The sequence below is a fragment of the Chryseobacterium sp. Marseille-Q3244 genome (assembly GCF_940807095.1).
In the GTDB taxonomy this organism is placed as follows: Bacteria; Bacteroidota; Bacteroidia; order Flavobacteriales; family Weeksellaceae; genus Chryseobacterium.
The window spans coordinates 82,825-106,267 of sequence record NZ_CALNWX010000015.1 but is presented as its reverse complement, the minus strand read 5'-3'; the positions used below and the strand labels follow the sequence as shown (position 1 = coordinate 106,267).

Below are 23,443 nucleotides of genomic sequence, written 5' to 3'. Positions count from 1 at the left end.
TTGATGGATCGTTAATAGATTTCCCTGGGATTAATGTCTGTTATCGCAATTAATGCTAAGCTCGGTTTTTTCTTTATCTAGAAATGTAATGACAGGGCATCCGAAAGAAGGTGCAGTGAAATTAAAAACTACAGGTGCTTTTCCTTTAAAAAGAATACCGGTCCACTGGGCATAATAATTGGTTTCCTCACTTCCTGTTTTTTCCAGAGGATTAAACTCTGCACCATCCTCAATGGTAAATGTTTTCTCAAATATTTTTTCATTATGGTCATTGATGACCACTAATTTACGTTCCTCAGTACCATATTCTTCAAGAAGATCCTGCACATAATAGGTAAGGTTTCCATATTTATATTGATAAGTACCACCGTATTTAAGGGTTGAACCCGGAAAATATTTTTTCTGAATATCAGGACCTGCTTTCTCCCATTTAATCATCTTCATTTGATTTTCTACAAATGGACTTTTGCTTCCGAAATAGGCAATCACATTCATATACTTATCAAAAATATCAGTGCCTTTTTGAGTGTCAACCTGAAATCCCATCATATAAGAATCCGAATCCACTTCATCTCCTTCTACAGTGTAAGGAGAGAGATAAGCTACTGCCTTTAATTTATTGACAGGAATTTTTTGCAGCTTACTGGTTTCATAGTTATAAAGGTACAGTGAATCATTTTCAGTAATATGAATGCCATCCAGCATTTTTTTTCTGTAGGTACCATCCAGTTCAATATAAGAGATCTTTTCAAAGGGAAGTTCCTTTTGTTTTTTTAGAATATCCATCGGAACAGCATTCTTCTCATTATAAATGTCAGAAACTGAGATAAAGGTATCCATAAGATCCTTTCGCTGCATGGTAGAAACGTTGAAAATATGAAAATTCTTAAAATCTATTTCCTCTTCTGTTGTGGCCGTTTTTATAGAATCTTTTACGATAGTTGGTTGATTCTGGGTCGGTTTCTTATCGTCCTTTTTACAGCTGATTATCATCAGTTGTGAGCATAAAAGCACTAAGGCTGTATTAATCTTCATTATTAAGAAAGTTTAGAATTTATAGTCAGTTTCAGAATAATATATGTTCAAATCTTTTTACAATGTTATGATGCTTTATATTCTGGTAAGGAATGATTGGCTGAGTTTTCATGTTAAAAAATCCAGCGGAAAAAAGCAATAAGAAACTTGTTTTTTTGAGCATTATTCGTGATGGTGTTTAAACCTTTAAAATTACCCATTATCTTTGGAACACCAAATACTAAAATGAAATGGTTGAAAAATTACTTCAAAGTGGAATTCATTGGGAGCATAAGGAATTTAAACGGAATGAGTTTCTGAAGATCTCGGGAAATACAGATACCCAGATTTATTTTATAGAAAAGGGGAGTGTGAGGATCTTCATGACGGATGACAATGAAGAAAGGATTATCCGTTTCGGATATACAGGAAATATTATTGTTTCTCTGGACTCTTTTCTTTCCGGGAAACCATCGGAGCTTTATATTCAGGCGATTAAGAAGACTATTGTAAAAGTGGCTTCAAAAAAGGATTTCTATGAATTTATTCATTCTAGGGAAGAGCATATGGAATTTTGGATGAGTGTTTTGGAGGATCTTGTATTGCAACAGCTGGAAAGAGAAAAAGACTTATTAATTAATGCTCCCAGTGAACGTTTTGAAAGAGTATTAAAACGGAGTCCGAAGTTATTTCAGGAAGTACCCAATAAATATATTGCCAATTATCTCAGAATGTCACCTGAAACGTTATCCAGACTTAAAAAATCTTGAGTTCAATCAATATTTAAGAATAAACCAATCCGGAAATTTGCAAAAAAGCAATAATGAAAATTTCAACCATAACCTTATTAGAGGAGTTAAAAGACAGAACCGGACAACATTTACAATATGCTGAAACTCTTTTGTTGAAGTCAGACAATGATCTGAATTTCAGAATGGATACTGATAGCTGGAGTGTACTGGAATGTCTTGAACATCTCAACCGCTACGGAACCTTTTATATCCCTGAAATTTCCCATAGGATTTCTTCTTCAAAAACAAACTCAAAATCTGATTTTAAACCAGGAATTCTTGGGAACTATTTTGCTAAAAGTATGCTTCCCAAAGATAAACTCAATAAGATGAACACCCTTAAGGCGATGAACCCCATTCACAGCCAATTGAATAAAGAGGTGGTAAATGAATTCATAAAACAACAAGAACAATTACTTGATCTATTGGACAAAGCAAGCACTATCAATCTGGAAAAAACAAAAACAGCGATCAGTATTTCAAAATTAATAACCTTGAAATTGGGAGATACTTTCCGTTTTGTGATCTATCATAATGCCAGACATATAGCTCAGGCAGAAAGAGTTTTAAGGAATATATAAAAGATGAGGTATGAATTCCAGAAAAACAGTACTTTTAAACTAATGGAATTCATACATCAAAAAACAATACAGACTCCGTTGGGAGAGATGATTGCCTGCGCAACAGATCAGGGAGTCTGCCTGCTGGAATTTACAGACAGAAAAAATTTTGAAAAACAGCTGAAAGCATTATCAAAAACACTGAAAGCCGAAATTGTAGAAAAAGATCATCTTCATTTTCAGCAATTGGAAGAAGAACTAAAGGAATATTTTGAAGGAAAAAGATCTAAGTTTGAAGTTCCTTTATTCACCACAGGTACTGAATTTCAGGAAAAAGTATGGCAATTGCTCAGGGAAATTCCAATGGGAGAGACCAGAACGTATAAACAACAGTCCGAATTTCTGGGAAACCCAAAAGCTATACGTGCCGTAGGAACAGCTAATGGGATCAATAAAATTGCGATTTTAATCCCGTGTCACCGTGTGATAGGTTCCAATGGGGAGCTGGTAGGGTATGCAGGTGGAATCTGGAGAAAACAAAAATTGCTGGAACTGGAAAAGGCTATTTTGTTTTAAATGAATGGGAGAGGGAAGACTGAGACGGCAAACTCTATAAGCTGTTCAATAGATTTATTGTAAAATATAGTACATAAACCTCCGGAATTATCTGTTGAATTTTAATTATTAATCACCTCGAAAAGCATTTGGCTTTCTTAGCTTTTTTTCTAAAATACTTGTTCATTTTTCGGTTGCAGCCGCCTGAGCTATCTTCCTATTTTTGAATAAAAAAATATCATGATCGGTTTCAAAAATCTACATCACGAAGAAGAACCTTTATTATTAGGTAACGTGTGGAATGTGCAGAGCGCAAAAGTATATGAAAATTTAGGGTATAAAGCACTGGCCACTTCAAGCTCAGCTGTAGCAATGAGTTTAGGATATGAAGATGGAGAACAGATGAGTTTCGAAGAGTATTTTTATATCATTAAAAGAATAAAAGAATCCGTTTCCATCCCATTATCTGTAGATCTGGAAGGAGGTTATGGAAGTTCTCCTCAAATAATCGCATCCCATATTATCAACCTCTTGGAAATAGGTGTAGTTGGGATCAATTTGGAAGATTCATATATTAATGACGGCGAGAGACAGCTTTTAGACAGAGATGTATATTTTGAAAAATTAAGCAATATTCTGTCAATGCTGAAAGAGAGAAGAAATGAAATTTTTATCAATGTAAGAATCGATCCTTTTTTATTAAGAATGGAAAATGCATTAGAAGAAACTTTATTAAGAGTCACGCTATTTGAAAAACTTGCTATTGACGGAGTATTTATTCCAGGTATGACCCAAGAAGCTGATATTAAAACAGTGATTAATGCAACATCACTTCCGGTTAATGTAATGGCTATGCCTGACCTTCCGGATTTTGAGACGTTAAAAAGAGCAGGAGTAAAAAGAATTACTTCAGGAGGCTTTTCAAACAAGCATATTTATCATGAACTGGAAAAAATCAGTGATACAATTATTAATAACAAAAGCTTTTCAGCACTTTTCATCTGATTATGGAACTTACAGAAAAAATAATGTATGAAGCTTCCTTTCGTAAAGACTCTACGTTTGAAGGCATATTCTGGATGGGAGTAAAGACCACCGGAATTTTCTGTCGGCCAACCTGTACTGCCCGCAAACCGAAATTTGAAAACGTAGAATTTTTTTCCCATACAAAAGAGGCTCTATTGAAAGGATACCGTCCCTGCAAGGTTTGTAAACCTTTGGAAATGTTAAATGTGACTCCTTTGTATGTTAAAGAACTTTTACAGGAGATTTCTGATGATCCTTCTTTAAAATTAAAAGATTTTGATCTGGTAAAAAGAGGATTGGAACCGGCAACGGTCCGACGATGGTTTCTGAAACATCATGGAGTGACATTTCATGCTTTCCAGAGAATGTCTAAGCTGAATACTGCATTTAAAAAGCTTCAACAGGGAGAGCTGGTTACTGAAGTTGCTTTCGACTCAGGGTATGAAAGTTTGAGTGGTTTTAATGAAAGTTTTAAAAATATTTTTGGAGTATCACCCAGCCATAACAAAAACGAAAAGATCATTGATCTGAAAAGAATTGAAACGATGCTGGGAACTATGGTAGCCTGTGCCGATGAGCAGGGAATTTGCCTTTTGGAGTTTTCTGACAGAAAAGCACTGCCCACGGAACTGAAGAATATTTCAAAACATTTTAAGGCCAATATTGTACAGGGTGAAAATTCTCATTTTATAAAGCTGGAGCAAGAACTCTCCGAATATTTTGAAGGTAAAAGGACTGAATTTACCGTTCCTCTTTCCCCTGTAGGAACTGCTTTTCAGAAACAGGTTTGGGAAATTTTACAGCAAATTCCTTATGGAGTAACCCGAAGTTATCAGGAGCAGGCTGATATTCTCGGAAATCCTAAATCGGTTCGCGCTGTAGCCAATGCCAATGGCTTAAATAAAATATCTATTCTGATTCCCTGTCACAGAGTGATTGGCAGCAATGGGCAGCTAACAGGGTATGGTGGCGGAATCTGGAGAAAACAAAAATTATTGGAGCTGGAGAAAGTTATTTTGTTTTGATTTTTGTAATTTTAAACAAAAATTTACACGTGAAAAAGTTATTAATAGCAGTTTGTATTTCAGTTTCAGGATTTGCTTTAGCACAGGATTATTCCGTACCGGCAGCAAGTCCGCGCCAGAAGGTAGAGCAGCAGTTTTCAATGTCCAAAATATCAGTTGATTACGGAAGACCCGGAGTGAAAGGTCGTAAGATCTTTGGCGAATTGGTTCCTTATGGTCAGATTTGGAGAGCAGGAGCTAACTCATCTACAAAAATTACATTCGGACAGACCGTTAATTTTGGTGGTAAAAATGTTCCGGCTGGAACTTACGGATTATTCATTGTTCCTACAGAAAAAGAATGGAAAGTAATTTTGAATAAAGATTTCCAGCAATGGGGTGCTTATACTTATGATCCTAAACAGGACGTAGTAGATGTTACTGTACCGGTAAACAAATTGGCCGACAAGCAGGAATGGTTTGAAATTACCCTGAACCCAACAGATGAAAACTCAGGAAACCTTGTCATCAAATGGGATATGAATCAGGCTGAAATCCCATTGAAACCAGCAAAATTAGATACTGTAATCAAGATTTCTGATAAGTTAAAAGAAATCCAGAGAATAGAATCAGACTCTAACAAAAAAGGATAAACATGAATTTTTCTGTTCAGTCTGTTTTAGAGAATGAAGAATTTCAATTAATCCCCTTACAGCAAGGGGATTTTGAATCTTTATATGAAGTAGCTTCGGACCCTAAAGTATGGGAACAGCACCCTAACAAAGACCGTTATCAAAGAGAAGTTTTTGAAAACTTCTTTAGAGGAGCCATAGAAAGTAATGGGGCTTTTAAAATTGTTGAAAAAGCAACCGGAGATGTCCTGGGAAGCAGCCGTTATTATAATTTTGATGAAGATGACAACCATATTTTTATCGGTTATACTTTCTATGGGACAAAATCCTGGGGAAAAGGGATTAATCCTAAAGTTAAGAAGCTGATGTTGGACTATATCTTCCAATATGTAGATAAAGTTCATTTCCATATCGGAAAAGAAAATTTCCGTTCACAGAAAGCATTGGAAAAACTTGGCGGGATAAAAATAGCGGAAGAAGAAGTCGCTTATTTTGCAGAACCTACAAGAACCAATTTTGTATACGAGATCAAAAAAGAAGATTGGGTATGAAAAAATATAAAATCCAGCAATCTCCATTTGTAGTACCTACTACAGACGGAAAACTGATTGAAGAACATTGGGGGAACTCTACAGGAAATGCTAATGTTTCCATTGCTCATATGGTAGCTCCTCCGGATTGGAGTGAGCCGCATCAGACTCCGGAATTTGATGAATTTACATACATCATCTCAGGGAAGAAGCAGTTTGAAATTGATGGCGAAATTGTAGTTCTTGAAAAAGGAAGCAGTATCCTTATTGAAAAAGGAGCCAGAATTCGTTACAGTAATCCATTTTCAGAACCTTGTGAATATCTTGCCATCTGTCTGCCTGCATTTTCTATGGAACTGGTAAACAGGGAAGAGTAGATTACTCTATTTATGGCGACACAGATTTGCCCTGAATGTAAGAAAGATGCTTTTTATGGTATATAGAGGATGAGCTTGAGGCGCCCATTGGCTAAGTCTTTCCTGTAGCTATCATACTTTGGAAAATGAAAAGGATGAGTATATTTGTAATGATGATGTAGAAACGACAAAAACCAAGCTGAAAGACCTTTCAACAGAATACTGGTGGTGATCTAGCTGTAATACAATAGAAAATAGATAAAAAGCTGTCTCTAAAATGAGACGGTTTTTTTGTTTTAAGGCTGAATACAATATTTTTAGATTCAAAACAATCAAAAAAATAGTTAGATAATCAGTGAGTTATTCTTTTAATAAAGATATTATCGCTGGTTGATGCCGGTTGTTATTAATTATTTTGTAAGTTCACGCGCCGAAAAAATGAGTCGGCAGACTTAACTTTTTAATAAAATATATGAAGAACAATCTATCAATTGTATTATTGTTAGGGATCGCGCTTTCCACTACATCTTGCGCCACTATTTTTACAGGAACTAATGACAAAATTTCCTTTAACTCTACTCCTGAAGGAGCAACAGTATTTCATAAAGGAATTGAAAAATGTGTAACTCCTTGTACCACAAAAATTCCCAGATCATTGAGTAAGCAAATGGTAACGTTTGAAAAAGAAGGTTTTAATAATCAGGAAGTAAAGCTTGATAAGAATTTTAATGCCGTAACACTTCTAAATATTCTTTTTGGGGGTGCCATAGGGGTTGGAATTGATGCTGCAACGGGATCACTAACAAAATATTCTACTAAGAAATATGATGTTGAATTAGAAGCAAAGCCGCAATAATTTAAAATTTCATTCATATAACAACAATGTACTAATGAATAGTGATCTTACTCCAAGCATTAGTACATTGATATCTTATTATCTTGAATTTATTTCAGTATTTCTTTCAGAAACATTAATGTATGATTCCAAGCTCTTTTAGCCATTATTTCATTATAATCCGGTGATTTAGGATCGGTAAAAGTATGTTTGGAATGAGCGTAAGTAATGATCTGCCAGTCTGCATTTCCTTCATTCATTTCTTTGATGAGGTTACTGTAATCATCAGGCGTTACACTCTTATCATCTGCAGGATTTTCAACTAAAATTTTAGCATTTATCTTTTCATTTTTTCTGCTCTGATCTCTTCCCAGACTTCCATGAATGGAAACTACTCCCACAACAGGTAAATTTCCTCTTGCGGATTCCAATGCACCCGTTCCCCCAAAACAATATCCGATAACGGCTGTTTTATTAGCAATAGCTCCGTTCTTTTTCAGTTGTTCCAACGCTAATGAGATTCTTTTCTGATATTCTGCATAATTCTTTTTGTAATATCCAGAGCTTTGGGCTGCCTCCTCATTATTGGCTGGAATTTTCCCTTCCCCATAAATATCAGCGATGAAAGCGATATAACCTTGTTTTTCAAGTTCAAGGGCTGCTGTTTTAGCTTCTTCATCAATTCCTTTCCAGGCAGGAAGAATCAAAACTCCCGGAAGTTTTTTTCCTGCATTGGACGTGATTAAACCTTTCAGCTTTTGCGAACCGTCCTGATAGGAAACTGTTTTAAGGTTTTGGCTTAAAAGGGTTCCTGAGGCGATAATGGATGCGGTTAATAAGATTGAACGTATCATATTATTTTGTTTTTGGTTTGAGTTTAAGCGAATCTGCATGGATGATCTGACCACATCCTCTAGGTGAGGGCCTGCGGAATCCAAGGATAATAACATCACCTAGTTCAGCTACTTCTGTGGTATCTTTATGGGGTATTACCTTTACCGGGCAGCCCTTATTTTGGTTTGAACCCAATTGTTTAGGACATGCATCAAGGTAAAAAGGAATTCCGTCACGATCTTCATCTGAAAGGCATATTTTTTTACTGAATGCTTTTTGGCATTTTTTGAAAGCCTCTTTGTTTTCAGTATTTTGAGCCTGAAAATAGGTTGCTGTCAATACCAGAAAAAAAATAAAGCTCCTCATGTTTGTTTAAATAATAATCTAAATTAATAAAAAAAAGTGGCTATATACAATTTTACATCATTGTCATTGACTACGTCGAATCTTCGATTTCTGACGAAGGAAGAATCTCATAATATCGCTTAGATTTTTCATTTCACTTCTGAACTACGTTCGCAGACCTTCAGTCTGTATTCAGAATGACAGAGTCATAGGAATAAGATAACCGCATTAGTGTAAAATTGTATATAATTACCTAAAAAAATAAATGGTTATGGATTTTTCTTTTTCTGCATTTGCCATTTGTTATTTTTATACTCATATATTGTGTTATTTTGGTAGCTGCTTACTTTTATCTTATAAGGAGTAATGAAGTCTACCATGATCTGAATAGGGTTTTCAAAGGTTGCATTTTGTTTTCCCTGTATTTTTATCCTGGTAGATTTCGAATCATAATATTTCATCATATAGTCAAACGTTTTGTCATCTATCATTTTATGATATTTTTCAAGGTCTTCAGATGGCATTGCTGTTGAAATATAGATGTTTTTACTGTGTTTTTTTCGGGTATATTCAAGTACATTTTGATTCCAAAATCTGGTGATCAAAAAATTGTATCCTGGGGAAATCCCATCATCAGGAGTATTATCATCAATATAAGATTTAGGGTCTATGTATCGGATGTAGAAAAAAGTTCTTGAGTCTACAAAATCTTTTTTAGGAAGTTTTTGTACAATATTATCTATTACTTCTTTATTCACAAGGTTATAGATTTCCTCAATATTTTGAACATCCATATCGAATTTTTCCATCAGGATGTTAGGTTCGTAACCAAAAGTACAGGAAATTACACGACAGCCATTGGAGGAGGCTGGACCTGGAATAGTAGGGCATTTATCATCCTTATCCAGAATTCCATCCCCATCTGTATCTTCCCACGGGCAGCCTTTATTTTCAATGGGGCCTGCAACTGTTGGACAAAAGTCATCTTTATCTATTATTCCATCTTTATCGGTATCAGGCCATGGGCAGCCAAGATTTTCTATTGGGCCAGATTCGGTAGGGCATTTGTCAAGGTAAAAAGGAAGATTGTCTTTATCTTCATCTGCAAGACAAATTTTTTTGTTGAATTCCTTACGGCATTTTTTGAGTGTTTCATAATCTTCAGTATTTTGAGCGTAAATACAGGCTCCGGTAAGTATCAGAAAAAAAGTAAATGACTTCATACATTCAAAATATGATTAATTGTCAGGTTGTTGTTTATTGAATTTCCATTGGCCATCTTTATATTCATAGCTTATAATCATCTCTTTTTTAGCGTCTTCTACTTTAATTAGGTAGGGATTAATGAATGTGACAATAATAGGCATTGAGAAATTAGCACCGATTGTACTTTTATTTTTGCCTGGAATTTTTATTTTCATGGTTTCCTGGTCATAATATTTTATGATATAATCCAATGTTTCATTGTTGGCACGCAATGCATTTAAATCTTCATATGGGAATTTTGTGGAAAGATAGATGTCCTTACCATATTTTGTATGAGCATATTCAAGAACATTTTTATTCCAGAATTTTGTGATCAAAAAATTGTATTCGGGATCAGTTCCATCATAGCAGGAATGTTCATCAAAATAAGCATTATTGCTAATATATTTGATGTAAATATAGGCACTTTTGCTTGCCAACGTTTTGGTGTAGCCCTTCATCATGTAGTCTAAGGCTATTGTGTTGATCTTATCATATATAGCTTCAATATCAGCATAATCTGTTTTGAACTTTTGGAATCTTGTGTTAGCTTTTTCCCGATATTCTTTACAATCGTTTTTTTTAGAGGGACAGCCATTCAGTTCAGGAAGTCCCGGAATAGCGGGGCAGGCATCATCTTTATCCAATATGCCGTCCTTGTCAGTATCAGGCCATGGGCAGCCAAGATTTTCTATTGGGCCGGATTCGGTAGGGCATTTGTCAAGGTAAAACAATATGCTGTCTTTATCTTCATCTGCAAGACAAATTTTCTTATTGAATTCTTTTCTACATTTTTTGAATACTTCCTTATCTTCAGTATTTTGAGCATAAAAATAAGCTCCTGAAAAGATCAGCAAAAAAGTGATTTTCTTCATGTTTTTTACAAAGATTTGGATACTGTTCACATGGAAATGATGTATTTTGTCTGAAATAGGTTATTCTACATGATGCAGCCCATTTTGGGGGGTGGGCATCCGTTATATTCCTTTTCTCCCTTTACTGCCGGGCAGGCATCATCTTTATCCAAAACGCCATCTCCATCAGTATCTGGCCATGGGCATCCTTGATTTTCAATGGGACCTGCAACAGTAGGACACCAATCATCTTTATCAGGTGCTCCGTCTTTATCAGCATCAGGCCATAAGCATCCGTTATTTTCAATAGGGCCTCCTTCTTTTGGACATTTATCAAGATAATATGGAATATCGTCTTTATCTTCATCTGAAAGGCAGATTTTTTTGTTGAATTCCTTTCTGCATTTTTTGAACGCTTCCGGGTTCTCAATGCTCTGTGCATGAAAGTTGATCACAATAAATAAAAATAAAAGTAAAATTTTTCTCATATTCATAAAAAATCCTCAGCCAAATTAATGAAAATAACTTAACTGAGGATTTTTTTTAAGATTTATAGTAAAACTACTGGATTTTGACACCCATATTTATCAGTTCCAGCTTAAGATCCGTATCCGGTAGAACATGAATGGTATTGAATCCCATTGATTGTGCCATTTCAATATTTTTGGGGTTATCATCAATAAATACAGACTCTGTTGCCTGGATGTTATATCTTTCCAACAAAACATGCCAGATTTTAGGATCAGGCTTAATCAGTTTTTCTGTTCCGGAAACTACGATCTTTCCATCGAAAAGCTGGAAGAAATCATAATTTTCCAAAGCATAAGGAAAGGTCTCCGCAGACCAGTTGGTTAATCCAAATAATTGATAATCTGTGTTTTTTAGTTTTCTTAAGACGTCAACATTCTGAGGGATGTCACTTTTCAACATGACCGTCCAGTTGTCATAAAAAGCTCTAATCTCCTTTTCCCACTCTGGGAATTTTTTTACCTGGATTTCAGTTCCTTCCGAAAGGCTTCTCCCTCTATCTTGTTCAATATTCCATTCATCATGAACGATATTTTCCAGGAAATATTCCATTTTTTCATCATCATTGAAATAGGTTTTGAAAAAATACCTTGGATTCCAATCCATTAATACACCACCAAAATCGAATACTATATTTTTAATTTTCATACGAATTATTATGTCTTAAAATTAAACAATTTTTATCGTGATGGAGAATAATCAGCATACATTTTTTATATTCGAACATTAAAAAACCGGAAGAAATTTTCCGGTTTATATTATTGTTTATCCATGATGTTCGCGATGTCTATCATGATGATCGTCAAACCTTCTGTCATACATTTGGGGTCTGTTTTGATATCTTCTGTAATCGTTATCATATTTCAATCTTGGATTTTGGCCGTTATAATACCTTGAATAAAATTTTTTGTATTGTTCAGGGGTCATTATTCTCTCAATTTCATAGTATCGGTCATTGTACCATCTGTTAGGTTCTTTAGCATAGACGTGATTCCATGAGTTGTAATCCGGATAACGGTTATTCAATACAGTCAGTTGGTTGATCTGGCTTCTGTTTAAGCCCAGAAAAATAGCTACCTGACCCCAATTAATAGAAGAAACGCTTCCTCTGTAATCATTGTAATAATTTTGTGAAAAGCCTAATGTGAATACTCCTAAGGCTGCCACAATTAATAACTTTTTCATGACTAAAATTGTATTTTAAAACTAATTAGAGAATACCCAAAAGTATACCATTATCTATCGTTTTAACATACATTTATCATTATATAATACGCTTTATTGAGGGCGGTAAAATTGATACTGTCCGTCTTCGTAATAAGCATTAATATGCTGAAGTCCATTGGTTAAAATAATTTCCTTAGCTCCGATAATAGAGTTGTATCTGGCGGTCTGTTCAAATGTTTTTTCGGTTAGCTTGATTTGCGGGGCTTTACATTCTATCAGGATGACAGGCTCTGTTTTTTCAGTAACTAAAAGATCAATTCTTTTGGTCAAGCCATTGAGAATAATCTTTTTTTCAGTGATTAATGCCGATGCAGAGTAGGCTTTTACCGTAAGATAATAGTGAATCCAGTGCTGCCTTACCCATTCCTCCGGAGTGAGCAGCAGATAAGTTTTACGAACCAAATCATAAATAAAAAACTTATCTTTGTCTTTCTTGAATTTAAAATCAAAAGTTTCCTGAAAATTCAGTTTTGGAAGTTCCATTAATAAGATGAAAGAATTAGATTTAATCCTCAAAAATATTAAAAATAAAGAAGTTTTACCTATTTATTTTTTCCACGGAGAAGAAGCCTACTTTATTGATGTTGCTGTAAAAGCCCTTGAGCACAACTTTTTGGAAGAGGATGAAAAAGCCTTTAATCAAACCGTTACTTACGGAAAAGATACTTCTTATCAGGAAGTTCTTTCCCTGGCAAGACAGTTTCCTATGATGGGAGATAAACAGGTGATAATCGTAAAAGAAGCTCAGGATCTGAAGTTTAATGAAGAGGAAAACAGAATTCTGGATGCCTATGTTGAAAACCCTGTTCCTTCTACAGTACTGGTTTTTGCTCATAAGCATAAGAAGCTGGACAGTAGAAAAAAAGCGGCTAAAGCATTGGACAAAGCGAAAGCACTTTTCCTGAGTGAATCAATAAAAGAAAACAACCTTCCGAAATGGATTTCTGATGAGTGCCTTAAGCTTAACATCAAAACGGCTCCTAATATTTCCCATCTTTTAGCGGAATATCTTGGAAACGATCTTTCAAGAATTGCCAATGAGCTAAATAAACTGAAGATCATTCTTAAAGAAGGAGAAATACTTGACGGAACTATCGTCGAAAACCATATTGGCATCAGTAAAGAATACAATATTTTTGAACTTCAGAAGGCACTGGGAACAAAAAATGCAAATACGGCCTTTAAAATTGCTCATTTTATGGGGAAGAATCCCAAGAACAATCCTTTTGTGATGATGCTGGCAAGCCTTTACAACTATTTTTCTAACGTAATTATTTACCAGACGATGGCAGGGCAGTCCCCACAAACAATAGCCTCTCAAATGGGAGTGAATCCTTATTTTGTGAAAGATTATGCAGAAAGTGCAAGATTGTATCCTTTAAAACATGCTACAAGAGTTATTTCTATTTTGAGAGAGTTTGATATGAAAGGAAAAGGCCTTGGAGCGGTGAATATGGGAGAAGCAGAACTGATTAAGGAACTGGTGTATAAGATTATCAATGTAGATAAGATTAAAATGAAAGTTTAGTGTTTAGGCTGAGGAATGAGGAGAGATAGATGGAGAGATAATAGACAAGAACAGATCTCTTAAAAATAAATCAACAGCTTTTATTAACTCGCATCACAAATCTCACCATCTTGTATCCTGCATCCTATAAAATCCTTATCTCATATCTTCATTGACAATCCGCATATCTCTTATTGACAACTATCATTAAAATAACTTTAAAAAGACGGCAAAAATTACGAAATTAGCGGTCTTAATTTAATTATATCTTTTTTCGAACAAGTAAATTATGGAGCAAAACATTTTAGATTGTGTGATCGTTGGATCTGGACCTTCTGGTTTCACAGCTGCTATTTATGCAGCAAGAGCAGACTTAAAACCTGAATTGTATACAGGTTTGGAGCCAGGTGGACAATTAACTACAACTACTGAGGTTGATAACTTTCCAGGGTATCCAGCAGGAATTACAGGTCCTGAAATGATGATGGATCTGCAAAAGCAGGCGGAAAGATTTGAAACCAAAGTGCATTACGAAATGATCACTAAAGCTGAGTTTTCAAAAGAAGTGGGCGGTGTTCACAAATTATATGCTGGAAACAAAGAGATTTTAGCAAAAACGGTAATTATTTCTACAGGAGCTACCGCAAAATACTTAGGTCTTGAAGATGAGAAAAAATATGCAGGAGGTGGTGTATCTGCTTGTGCTACTTGTGACGGATTCTTCTACAGAGGAAAAGATGTAGTGGTAGTAGGAGCAGGAGATACAGCAGCTGAAGAAGCTACTTATCTTGCCAAATTATGCAGAAAGGTAACTTTATTAGTGAGAAAAGATGTTTTCAGAGCTTCAAAAGCAATGGTTCACAGAGTAGAAAACACTCCGAATATTGAAGTGAAATTTCACCATGAATTAATTGGAATTGAAGGAGAAAACAGCTTGGTAGAAAGAGCTGTAATCATCAACAATCAAACTCAGGAGAAGTCTACGGTAGATGTTGAAGGAATTTTCATCGCTATTGGTCACAAACCGAATACGGATATCTTCGTAGGTCAGGTAGATCTTGATGAAAACGGGTATATTATAACAGAAAAAGGTTCTACAAGAACAAACCTTCCGGGAGTTTTTGCTGCAGGTGATGTTCAGGATCATATCTACAGACAGGCTATTACAGCAGCAGGAAGCGGATGTATGGCTGCAATGGATGCAGAAAAATATTTAGCTGAATTACACTAATCATTCAGCTTTTAATGATACAAAGCGCACCTATTAGGTGCGCTTTTTCTTTTTCGATACTAAAATTTGTCGGAAACCTAAAAGGAGTAAACTTTATTTTCATGCTGTTCTTAGAGTGCAAAAAAGATTAAAGTTTTCAAAAAGATGCGACGGCTGATTTTGCTGCAAATAAAGAATTAATACCTATAAAAACTAGGTGACTATGTGGTTAGATTTTTTTTTTAACCACATAGTCCATAGAATAAAATAATTTGTGTTTCAATGGCGATAAAATATACATTGTATATTTTTTTGCAAATGAATCTATTAAACATTAGAACTTTAATTAAATTCGTAAATGTATAATGAAAACATTGATATATTTGTGAAATTTCAAATTGATTTAATATAGAAAACTTAATAAATAAAAGGCATGAAAAAAGTAACCGCAATAGGAGGGATATTCTTTAAATGTAAAGATCCGGAACAGGTAAACCATTGGTATAAAACCCATCTTGGAGTGGAAACCAGTCCCTATGGAGCTAAATTTGATTGGAGAGAAGCCGAATCTGATAAAAAAGGATACACGCTATGGAGTCCATTTAAAGAGTCTACTCAATATTTTGAACCTTCAGTAAAGGATTTTATGATTAATTATCATGTGGCAGATATTGAAGCACTAGTAGAAGAATTAAAAAAGGAAGGCGTTACAATCCTGGATGAGATTGCAACGTATGAATACGGAAAGTTTGTTCATATTATAGACCCTGAAGGTAATAAAATCGAATTATTTGAACCGGCAGGAGAATAAAATTCCATCAATACTAAAAACTGTTTCCGAATGAAGCAGTTTTTATTTTTATATTTTTTCATAGGTTTGTGAAGTAGTGAATTATTGTGTATATTTAATTGTTCGGTAATATTTTACACAAAATTGTTATGAAAAGAAATGCAGGAAATTTTTAAAACATTCAAACCCAAAAACGCTATTATCAGTAAATACGTTGAATATTATTATCTGGACATTAAGGAAGATAATATTATCAATGAGTTTCAATGTTTTCCGCACTTTAATAACTCGATTTCTCTTTACAAATCCCATATCCGGTTAGAAAACGGAGAAGTGGTTTATAAAGAAACGGCTCTTCCATGTCAGATTTTTACACCCATCCGGGAAAGGGTTCTGCATGTAAAACAGTCTGGAAAAGTGCATAGAATTGTTGTTGTATTCCATCCTTTAGGAATTCATCAGTTTTATGGAGACTTAGATTTTTCCGGTTATATTACAGATTATGAATTTTTTACCCAGCATGAATTAAGTCAAATTTTCTCAACAACAGATACTGAGATTCAAGAAAGTCTATTGGATGGATTTCTTGAGAAAAGATTCAAGAGATTCGAACACACCATCCTGGAAAAATCCATTGATTATATTTTCAATCATTACGAAGATTTTTCAGTTGAGGTATTTTCGAGGAAAATTGGTGTCAGCCGGCAACATATAAACCGCCTTTTTCAGGCCTACTTGGGCGTTTCTGTTAAAAAATTCAACGAAATTGTTCTTTTCAGGCAGACTATTAATAAGAAACTTTTTGAAGATCCTGATCGTAATTTTACAGAGCTTGCACACGAATTTAATTTTAACGACCAATCTCATTTCAATAAGACTTATAAAAATCTTACTGAAAATTCTCCGAAATCTTTTTTTTCTAAAGGAACTGTATTAGGACAGGAAGATACACTTTTCTGGCATCTGTTGTCTTAAATGATAATGTTCCATTTTTACAAGTTTTTCTGATTTGTTGTTATTAGTTTTGTCTCATAAATTTTATTGATGAAATATGGTATAACGATGCTTCTGATGGTGTTGGGTCTTTTGGTAGGGGCGCAGGAAAATTATTCTGCATTAACTGAAAAGGCCTCGGAAGTAATGGAGGAAGCTAAAGATGAAGCCGGGTACAAAAAAGCACTTGATTTATATGAAGAGGCATTCATAATTTATCCTGAAAATATAGATAGCGATGGATTGTATAGCGCATCAATTCTGGCTTCAAAACTAAAAAGTAATGATAAAGCATTTCAGTATCTTATACCACTTTCCTCAATAAAAGGCGTTGGGTACAGCTTTCCTGGCTGGAATTATATTCTGGAAAAGGATGCTGAAAAAGAGTATAAAAATTTGTTGTCAGATCCAAGATGGACTTCATTGAAGGAGCAGGCGGTGAAATACAAAACTCAATTTTATAATGAGTTGAAAGAAAAAGAAAATGAATTTTACAATGTTAATAAAAACAGGTTAAAGGAAATTAAAGATTCTGAGGCTTTGTATAAAGAGATCAGAAATCTTACTCCTTATCTACCGAAAAAGGAGCGTGATTATTCTATTGCATTTAAAATAAATGATTCTGCTACCACTTCATTTTTTATTCATTTTCCTCAAAATTATAATCCTCAAAAGAAATATACTTTATTGTTTTTTCTTCATGGGGCTGTAAGAAATAATGAGCTGATAGATTATCAGTTGGCTGGCTGGAATTTAGAAGGCTGGAACCGATATTATAAGAAATATGCAGATCAGAATAATGTTATTATGGTTTTTCCGAGAGCCAGTAAAAAATATAACTGGATGTTGTCTGATGATGGATTTTTTATGATTCCTGAAATGCTTAAACAGATTAAAAAGACGATTAATATTGATGATAACAAAGTTTTTATAGCAGGACATTCGAATGGAGCAACGGGTTCATTTTCCTATCTGATGAAGCAGCCCACGCCGTTTGCAGGGTTTTACGGATTTAATGCTTATCCTAAAGTTTTCACAGGAGGAACGTTTGTAGAGAATATTAAAAACCGCTCATTGATGAGCTTTTCAACAGATAAGGATTATTACTATCCCCAAAACGCAAATGATGATTTTAAAAAGCTGATGAACGGAATACAGGCTGATTATAAAGAATATCGCTACCATGGGTTTCCACATTGGTTTCCACAGTTTGACGAATCGGAACCAGCATATCAGATTCTTTTTAAAGACCTGAAAAACCGGAAAAGAAATCCGTTTCCCAAAGATATTTCGTGGGAATTGGATGATGAAAGAAATGGAAATGTAGACTGGATTTCTAATATCAAACTGGATACGCTAAGTAAGAAAGCCCACTGGTACAAAGAATTGAACTTTAAAATCAATAAATGGCTGGCTTATGATGAAAAAGATAGTTTAATCGTGAAGAATGTTGATAAAAATGCATTTGATTTCCCAAGGAAATCCGGAAAAATAAAAGCAAAATATAGAAATAATGTTTTCCGGGCTGAAACATCCAATGTTAAGTCATTTTCAATCAATATCTCACCGGAAACAGTGGATTTGAAAAAAAATGTAAAAGTATATGTGAATGGAAAACTATATTTCGACGAAAAAATAAACTATAACCATGAATACTTACTTGAGAATTTTTTTAATACTCAGGACCGAGAGCAAGTCTGGATCAATTATATTGATGTAAAAATATAAGATCCTATTGATTTTCCGTAAAGTAAAAACCTGTCTCTTCCAGAGGCAGGTTTTGTTTTGTATATCCATTGAAAATAATTAATCCAAAATATAGATTTTCTTTTCTTTCAAATTAAAACCAAGCTTTTTGCCCAGCCAGTTGATGCTTGTTTTTCCCTCATAGATTAAGCCTTCAACAAAAAGTACATTGGGTTTTTCGACTTTGGCAAAAGAGTTGGAAACGGAATGTACACTTCCTTTGTAGAACTTATTGATAATCGAAGGATTGAACTCGCTTTTCTTTTCAATAAGCTGAAGACCTTCTTTATTAATTCCTAACGTATTGATAAGACGCTCACTCAGCCAGAAAGAATCATTACCGGCACCGGAATCCAGAAGAACATTGATCTTAATATTGTTGACGTTAATATAGGTGGTGATATCCAGAGATTGGTCTGCATTGGTAGACAGTTGAATATCTACTACTTTTTTTCCGGTTAGCTTCTCTTTTGGAAACACAATTTCTTTAGTGGTATAATCTATAATGAATTCCGTATCATAAAGCATGGGAAGAGAAATAAGACCGTCAATTCCTTTTATTTCCATGTTGTGGGTAGCGTACCAGGTATCTTTAAATTTTTTACCATTAAAAATGATCTCTTTTGATTTGAACATAGGAACTGTAAGCTGTTCTCCCGTAGCGCGAAAAGCAGTCAGGAAGTTATAGGATTCCTTTTGGTTCAGGTCTTTGGAGAAGTTGTTAAGAAAAAGATTAACACCACCTCCGGTATCAAATATAAAATTTCCTTTTTTACCTTCCACTTCAGCCTGAACAACCAGATGTCCGGATGGAAGAATATTGAGCGGCGATTTTTGTGCGAATGCCGTAACCGAGTATATAAATACAGACGCGGTAAGGATCGATTTTTTTAATGATTGATTGAGCATTGGTAATACAGTTATTGTTTTTAATACTATTGCTTATGAATAGATGAATGTTACAAATATAAAATAAAGTCATTGAATCTGAGCTTTTGTAATCATCGATTCTTGCCATAAGACAAGCTTTCTGGAGAATCAATTGAATAGCTTTATACAATCAATTAAAACAAAAAATATCAGATATGAGTATCCAATTTGAGGCAGGGATTAATATTGCCATTAAAATTCCAAAGAATAAATACGAGAAAACCGTTGCTTTCTACAGAGATATTTTAAAGCTACCGGTAGAAGAGAAGAAGATTGATAATCCAACAGTTTCCCGAACCCACGAAGTGAAGTTTGGTAACAATATCATTTGGTTAGATTGTGTGGATAATTACACTCATTCTGAAACCTGGCTGCAACTAACGGTTCCTGATGTTGAGGAAGCAACCCAATATCTGCAATCGAACGGAGTTGAAACCTGTGACGAAATTGAAGAACTTCCGGAAAATATGCACTGGATCACAGATCCGGCGGGTACTGTTTTTAACTTGCAACAGACTTCATATCAGGAACATTGATGAGAATTTGTCATAAGCTCATAAAAAAATATCCTCCACTAAAGGAAGATATTTTGTTACCTATACGAGCAATGATGGCTATAATGCCTTGCTGTTTAATCCTATATCAGCAACCTTTGTCAGGAGCTTATCGCATTTTTTTTCTTCATTAAGAGTGGCCAGGAAATTCTTAAGACATACATTTTCTTTTAAAATCTTCGCATAGGCTGCAAGAGTTCCATAAGTTGCAATCTCATAATGTTCTACCTTTTGTGCTGCTGCAATAATTCCGGCATCTCTTACAGATCCGGGCTTTGTTTCTTCCATGATACTTTTGCCTTCGTCCAATAGACCTTGCATTGCGTCACATTTTTTTGCCTGTGCCTTTTTTTTGATGGATTTAAAACACTCTTCAAGCCTTTTAACGTGTACTTGTGTTTCCATCAGGTGATTTTCAATGGCTGTTTTAAGTTTTTTGTCCGTTGCATTTTTATACATTTTGGGTAAAGCTTTTACCAGAGCCTTTTCAGCCCAATAGATGTCCTTCATACCATCTTCAAATAGATCTCTCAGTTCTTTTGCTGCATTTTTCTTTGCAGGGGTTTTCACCGTTTTTTTCGTTGCGGTAGATTTAGCCGGAGCTGCTTTTTTTGTTACTGTTTTCGTTGCCATAATATTAAATTTAGTGTGATGATTATTATAGTTGCAATTCCGGTACCACTTATTGGTATGATCGAATGTTTTTATATGCCATTGGCTAGATGACCGGACTCATAAAATATTATTTTCCAACAAAATATATTCGTTAAATTTAGGGTCTGTATATGAAAAAAATACTAATTTATATAATAAGAGGAAAATATGAGCTTAAAGATATTGTCAATTGTGTGGGGAGTACAAAATATGGATACAGCTATAGCTTTTTGGTCTGAAGCTTTGCACTATAAGCTCAAAAGAGAACCTGAGCCTGATTTTGCCATTCTGATTTCCAAGACCGGACAGGGGATTCAACTTTCATTAAAACTCACTACTTCATCGGAGCCGAAAAGGCATCATATAGATCTGATAACAGACGATCAGGCAACAGAAGTAGAACGGCTACTCAACTTAGGAGCCACACGAATGAAAGATTGGGATTATGAACAAGATGCAGACTATGTAGTTTTGCTTGATCCTGATGGTAATTCCTTTTGTGTTGTACAGGCTCCTGAATTTTAAGCATTTATTTGGTCCCGAAAGATATTAAATAGAATATTTTAATATTTTTCCAAATCAGAAAAACTTAGATTGTGAATTTTCGGCAACGCATTGATTTTGATTTTTTGAGTCTTTTTATTTAAAATTTTATCTGAACCTAGTTCTTGCTGAAATTCTAATTTAGTTTTTGCTAGTAAATCAATTTCTGTTTCGGACGTAGTATTTTTTCCATCCCAGGATACCCTTGATATTTTAATCAGTTCAAAATTATTTTGCTTCAACCTGAATTCATAACTGCTTTTCCGGTTATTAATATTGGTGAGCATTTTTAAATTTCCGTCTTCAATAATAAAATACGGAATGTTATTTCCGTTATGCTCTCCTTTTTTATAGGTGGGATATTCGCTTTCAATGATTTTGGTAGAGGATATTACGAGCTGAAGTTTTTTATTAGGTTGTGAGAGAAATATCTGTAATCTTAAGGGTCTGGTTTCATCCTTCAAATCCATTTCTACAACCACTTTGTCATTACACTTATCCTTATTCATATCTCCTTCTTCATTTTGTACCTGAAATGTAAAATTCTCTTTATCTGCAGTTTTTTGGGAATAGGCATTCACTGTTGATAAAAGAAGAAATAAGACAATATACAGTGATGATTTTTTCATGTTTTAATCTGTAGTAATGGATTTAATTGTAGATGGTGGTGTATGCAAATGGAAGTCAATCTATGACGATTAGATTTTATCGTTCGCCTAAAGGAATGTCTATTAATCTTTCTTGTTTAATTTTGAATTCAGCTTCGTTAATTGGTTTATATACCACTTCTGAACTTACAGGATATTTTGTAAGAAGACTTTTGGGTCTGATGGGGCGCTTTTCTAATCCACCACCACAGTTCGGGCATACATTTTTAAAAATATGGTCAACGCAATCTTTACAAAAGGTACATTCAAACGTACAGATCATAGCTTCAGAGGAATCGTAGGGTAAGGGTTTCTGGCAATTTTCGCAGCAGGTTCTGATCTCTAACATGTATTTGTTGTTTTGATTATTGGTGATACGAAGTTAATTTAAATTGGGGATAGATCGTAGTATTTTGTAATATTTGGCTTGCTTATTTTGAAGAATCTTAGAAAAACAATTTTTGAAAACTGTGAATTTGAAGATGCTGATTTTAGTTCTCCAGATATGAATGATCTTTGTCTTGATGGGCAACCCTTCATGAATGTGAATGTTGAGAATGCCGGATTAAAGGGAGGGAGTGTAATAAAAATATAGATTTATATTAAAACAAAGAAAAGCTAGGAATTGTTATAAAAACTGCTGATAAAGTCATAGGTTATGCATCTGTTTAGAAAGAATCAATGCAATTGATTCCATCTTTGCCTCCCCAAAAATAAAAAGCCTTAGAATAAAATTCTAAGGCTTTTTTTGCGGAGAGTGAGGGATTCGAACTTTTCAATGTAATCAATTGAAAATGAAATACTTTTCAATTATTCTTACAACGATAGGCACGAATTTGCCACAGCTCTGTTAATATTTTAATCTACAAAATCTAACAAAAAGATTTAAAGAACGTTCTAATTTGATATCACAAATATAGTAATTATTAAATAAGTGTTAGACTACGAAGCTTAAAACTTTTGAACCACCGTCACGTTATGGCATCATGATGTATTTTCATTATTTTACTTATACAACTTAGTAAGATTTCAGAAAGATCGTTACTATACCAAAACAAGCCGCCTCATCCTAAATCCACTATATACATCTTTACTTCATAATCATAGATACCCGTCGCTTGAAGTTCTTTTCCATTGTACGTATAGTTATAGTAACGTCTAACATCTGAACTATTTTGTTATGCAAATATTTTGCTTTTTCTCTAAAGTATAATAATGATTATAATTAATTGTAGTTGAATCATTTAAAATGTATTCATTTGGAGATTCGACACCGTGTTGTATTAAATCACTAACTGGAATTATTTTTAAAGAATAGCTTTTTCCTAATTTAATTTTTTACATTTATTAGACATATTTTCTTTAAATACTTCTATAATATCATTATTGTCAGCTATTAATACCCTAACTTCATTATTCTCTTTAAAGGAAATTATTTTTCTCTTTATATAAACAGGCTTAGAACTAACAATTACATTGTTTGTTTGGCAACTACAAATAAAGGAGAAAAATAAAAAAAATATATTTTTCATA

29 protein-coding genes and 2 pseudogenes are annotated in these 23,443 nt (G+C 34.3%); 17 read left to right on the top strand and 14 right to left on the bottom strand.

Features of this window, described 5'->3' with window-relative positions:
- Positions 1-30 precede the first annotated feature (30 nt).
- Positions 31-1,035: a hypothetical protein gene (locus NBX25_RS20370; protein ID WP_250255221.1), complete on the bottom strand. Its 1,005-nt coding sequence runs from the start codon at positions 1,033-1,035 to the stop codon at positions 31-33.
- A 230-nt stretch (positions 1,036-1,265) separates the two neighbouring features.
- On the opposite strand from NBX25_RS20370, the gene NBX25_RS20365 reads away from it, so the two are divergent.
- The 9 genes from NBX25_RS20365 to NBX25_RS20320 all read left to right on the top strand — a co-directional run bounded on the left by NBX25_RS20365 (position 1,266) and on the right by NBX25_RS20320 (position 7,324).
- Positions 1,266-1,784, top strand: a complete 519-nt coding sequence (locus tag NBX25_RS20365; RefSeq protein WP_250255220.1) for a Crp/Fnr family transcriptional regulator — start codon at positions 1,266-1,268, stop codon at positions 1,782-1,784.
- Between the two features lie 53 nt (positions 1,785-1,837).
- Positions 1,838-2,386, top strand: a complete 549-nt coding sequence (locus NBX25_RS20360) for a DinB family protein (protein ID WP_250255219.1) — start codon at positions 1,838-1,840, stop codon at positions 2,384-2,386.
- Between the two features lie 42 nt (positions 2,387-2,428).
- Positions 2,429-2,941, top strand: coding sequence for a methylated-DNA--[protein]-cysteine S-methyltransferase (locus NBX25_RS20355; RefSeq protein ID WP_250255218.1), 513 nt, complete (start codon positions 2,429-2,431; stop codon positions 2,939-2,941).
- 219 nt (positions 2,942-3,160) lie between these two features.
- Positions 3,161-3,925, top strand: a complete 765-nt coding sequence (locus NBX25_RS20350; RefSeq protein WP_250255217.1) for an isocitrate lyase/PEP mutase family protein — start codon at positions 3,161-3,163, stop codon at positions 3,923-3,925.
- A 2-nt stretch (positions 3,926-3,927) separates the two neighbouring features.
- Positions 3,928-4,971, top strand: a complete 1,044-nt coding sequence (locus NBX25_RS24845) for a bifunctional transcriptional activator/DNA repair enzyme AdaA (RefSeq protein WP_349815592.1) — start codon at positions 3,928-3,930, stop codon at positions 4,969-4,971.
- Between the two features lie 29 nt (positions 4,972-5,000).
- Entirely contained in the window at positions 5,001-5,603 is a 603-nt protein-coding gene (locus NBX25_RS20335) for a DUF2911 domain-containing protein (RefSeq protein WP_123908148.1), read from the top strand.
- A gap of 2 nt (positions 5,604-5,605) precedes the next feature.
- A complete protein-coding gene (locus NBX25_RS20330; RefSeq protein WP_123908147.1) occupies positions 5,606-6,133 on the top strand; it encodes a GNAT family N-acetyltransferase in 528 nt (175 codons plus the stop codon).
- On the top strand, positions 6,130-6,489 hold the full coding sequence (locus NBX25_RS20325; protein ID WP_123860246.1) for a cupin domain-containing protein: 360 nt from the start codon (positions 6,130-6,132) through the stop codon (positions 6,487-6,489). The genes NBX25_RS20330 and NBX25_RS20325 overlap by 4 nt, the downstream gene beginning before the upstream one ends.
- A gap of 451 nt (positions 6,490-6,940) precedes the next feature.
- On the top strand, positions 6,941-7,324 hold the full coding sequence (locus NBX25_RS20320) for a PEGA domain-containing protein (protein WP_123908146.1): 384 nt from the start codon (positions 6,941-6,943) through the stop codon (positions 7,322-7,324).
- An 89-nt stretch (positions 7,325-7,413) separates the two neighbouring features.
- Here NBX25_RS20320 and NBX25_RS20315 read toward each other — a convergent pair whose 3' ends face one another.
- From NBX25_RS20315 to NBX25_RS20280, 8 genes and pseudogenes are all read right to left on the bottom strand, one after another.
- Positions 7,414-8,157 (bottom strand): dienelactone hydrolase family protein, encoded by a 744-nt coding sequence (locus NBX25_RS20315; RefSeq protein WP_250255216.1) that lies wholly within the window; start codon positions 8,155-8,157, stop codon positions 7,414-7,416.
- Between the two features lies 1 nt (position 8,158).
- A complete protein-coding gene (locus NBX25_RS20310; RefSeq protein ID WP_250255215.1) occupies positions 8,159-8,503 on the bottom strand; it encodes a hypothetical protein in 345 nt (114 codons plus the stop codon).
- A gap of 830 nt (positions 8,504-9,333) precedes the next feature.
- Positions 9,334-9,585: pseudogene (locus tag NBX25_RS20305) on the bottom strand (thrombospondin type 3 repeat-containing protein); the annotation flags it as partial.
- A 135-nt stretch (positions 9,586-9,720) separates the two neighbouring features.
- Positions 9,721-10,602 (bottom strand): thrombospondin type 3 repeat-containing protein, encoded by an 882-nt coding sequence (locus NBX25_RS20300; protein WP_250255230.1) that lies wholly within the window; start codon positions 10,600-10,602, stop codon positions 9,721-9,723.
- A gap of 83 nt (positions 10,603-10,685) precedes the next feature.
- Positions 10,686-10,949, bottom strand: a pseudogene (locus NBX25_RS20295) (thrombospondin type 3 repeat-containing protein); the annotation flags it as partial.
- A gap of 193 nt (positions 10,950-11,142) precedes the next feature.
- Entirely contained in the window at positions 11,143-11,757 is a 615-nt protein-coding gene (locus NBX25_RS20290) for an HAD family hydrolase (RefSeq protein ID WP_250255214.1), read from the bottom strand.
- Between the two features lie 117 nt (positions 11,758-11,874).
- Complete coding sequence (locus NBX25_RS20285) at positions 11,875-12,294, bottom strand: hypothetical protein (RefSeq protein ID WP_250255213.1); 420 nt, start codon at positions 12,292-12,294, stop codon at positions 11,875-11,877.
- A 93-nt stretch (positions 12,295-12,387) separates the two neighbouring features.
- Positions 12,388-12,819: a type I restriction enzyme HsdR N-terminal domain-containing protein gene (locus tag NBX25_RS20280; protein WP_250255212.1), complete on the bottom strand. Its 432-nt coding sequence runs from the start codon at positions 12,817-12,819 to the stop codon at positions 12,388-12,390.
- 7 nt (positions 12,820-12,826) lie between these two features.
- On the opposite strand from NBX25_RS20280, the gene holA reads away from it, so the two are divergent.
- The 5 genes from holA to NBX25_RS20255 all read left to right on the top strand — a co-directional run bounded on the left by holA (position 12,827) and on the right by NBX25_RS20255 (position 18,564).
- A complete protein-coding gene (holA, locus tag NBX25_RS20275; RefSeq protein WP_250255211.1) occupies positions 12,827-13,864 on the top strand; it encodes a DNA polymerase III subunit delta in 1,038 nt (345 codons plus the stop codon).
- A 268-nt stretch (positions 13,865-14,132) separates the two neighbouring features.
- On the top strand, positions 14,133-15,074 hold the full coding sequence (gene trxB / locus NBX25_RS20270; protein WP_250255210.1) for a thioredoxin-disulfide reductase: 942 nt from the start codon (positions 14,133-14,135) through the stop codon (positions 15,072-15,074).
- Between the two features lie 412 nt (positions 15,075-15,486).
- A complete protein-coding gene (locus NBX25_RS20265) occupies positions 15,487-15,864 on the top strand; it encodes a VOC family protein (RefSeq protein WP_123908135.1) in 378 nt (125 codons plus the stop codon).
- Between the two features lie 138 nt (positions 15,865-16,002).
- Positions 16,003-16,818, top strand: a complete 816-nt coding sequence (locus NBX25_RS20260) for an AraC family transcriptional regulator (protein ID WP_250255209.1) — start codon at positions 16,003-16,005, stop codon at positions 16,816-16,818.
- A gap of 69 nt (positions 16,819-16,887) precedes the next feature.
- On the top strand, positions 16,888-18,564 hold the full coding sequence (locus tag NBX25_RS20255; protein ID WP_250255208.1) for an alpha/beta hydrolase: 1,677 nt from the start codon (positions 16,888-16,890) through the stop codon (positions 18,562-18,564).
- Positions 18,565-18,642: 78 nt separating this feature from the next.
- On the opposite strand, the gene NBX25_RS20250 is transcribed toward NBX25_RS20255, so the two are convergent.
- Positions 18,643-19,491 carry a pepsin/retropepsin-like aspartic protease family protein gene (locus NBX25_RS20250; RefSeq protein WP_250255207.1) on the bottom strand — a complete coding sequence of 283 codons (849 nt, stop codon included), beginning with the start codon at positions 19,489-19,491 and terminating at the stop codon, positions 18,643-18,645.
- Between the two features lie 176 nt (positions 19,492-19,667).
- On the opposite strand from NBX25_RS20250, the gene NBX25_RS20245 reads away from it, so the two are divergent.
- Positions 19,668-20,048 (top strand): VOC family protein, encoded by a 381-nt coding sequence (locus NBX25_RS20245; protein WP_250255206.1) that lies wholly within the window; start codon positions 19,668-19,670, stop codon positions 20,046-20,048.
- 78 nt (positions 20,049-20,126) lie between these two features.
- Here the strand turns inward: NBX25_RS20245 and NBX25_RS20240 are convergent, their stop codons facing one another.
- On the bottom strand, positions 20,127-20,699 hold the full coding sequence (locus NBX25_RS20240) for a YciE/YciF ferroxidase family protein (protein ID WP_250255205.1): 573 nt from the start codon (positions 20,697-20,699) through the stop codon (positions 20,127-20,129).
- Between the two features lie 189 nt (positions 20,700-20,888).
- Between NBX25_RS20240 and NBX25_RS20235 the strand changes: the two genes are divergently transcribed.
- Positions 20,889-21,245, top strand: coding sequence for a VOC family protein (locus NBX25_RS20235; protein ID WP_123908129.1), 357 nt, complete (start codon positions 20,889-20,891; stop codon positions 21,243-21,245).
- A 38-nt stretch (positions 21,246-21,283) separates the two neighbouring features.
- Here NBX25_RS20235 and NBX25_RS20230 read toward each other — a convergent pair whose 3' ends face one another.
- Together NBX25_RS20230 and NBX25_RS20225 are read right to left on the bottom strand one after the other, a co-directional pair.
- Complete coding sequence (locus NBX25_RS20230; protein WP_250255202.1) at positions 21,284-21,892, bottom strand: hypothetical protein; 609 nt, start codon at positions 21,890-21,892, stop codon at positions 21,284-21,286.
- 76 nt (positions 21,893-21,968) lie between these two features.
- A complete protein-coding gene (locus tag NBX25_RS20225) occupies positions 21,969-22,259 on the bottom strand; it encodes a DUF1272 domain-containing protein (protein WP_123908127.1) in 291 nt (96 codons plus the stop codon).
- Positions 22,260-22,337: 78 nt separating this feature from the next.
- On the opposite strand from NBX25_RS20225, the gene NBX25_RS24840 reads away from it, so the two are divergent.
- The gene (locus tag NBX25_RS24840; RefSeq protein ID WP_349815591.1) at positions 22,338-22,505 is read left to right on the top strand and encodes a pentapeptide repeat-containing protein; all 168 of its coding nucleotides are present in this window, start codon (positions 22,338-22,340) and stop codon (positions 22,503-22,505) included.
- 730 nt (positions 22,506-23,235) lie between these two features.
- On the opposite strand, the gene NBX25_RS20220 is transcribed toward NBX25_RS24840, so the two are convergent.
- Entirely contained in the window at positions 23,236-23,442 is a 207-nt protein-coding gene (locus tag NBX25_RS20220; protein WP_250255200.1) for a hypothetical protein, read from the bottom strand.
- Position 23,443: the final 1 nt, after the last annotated feature.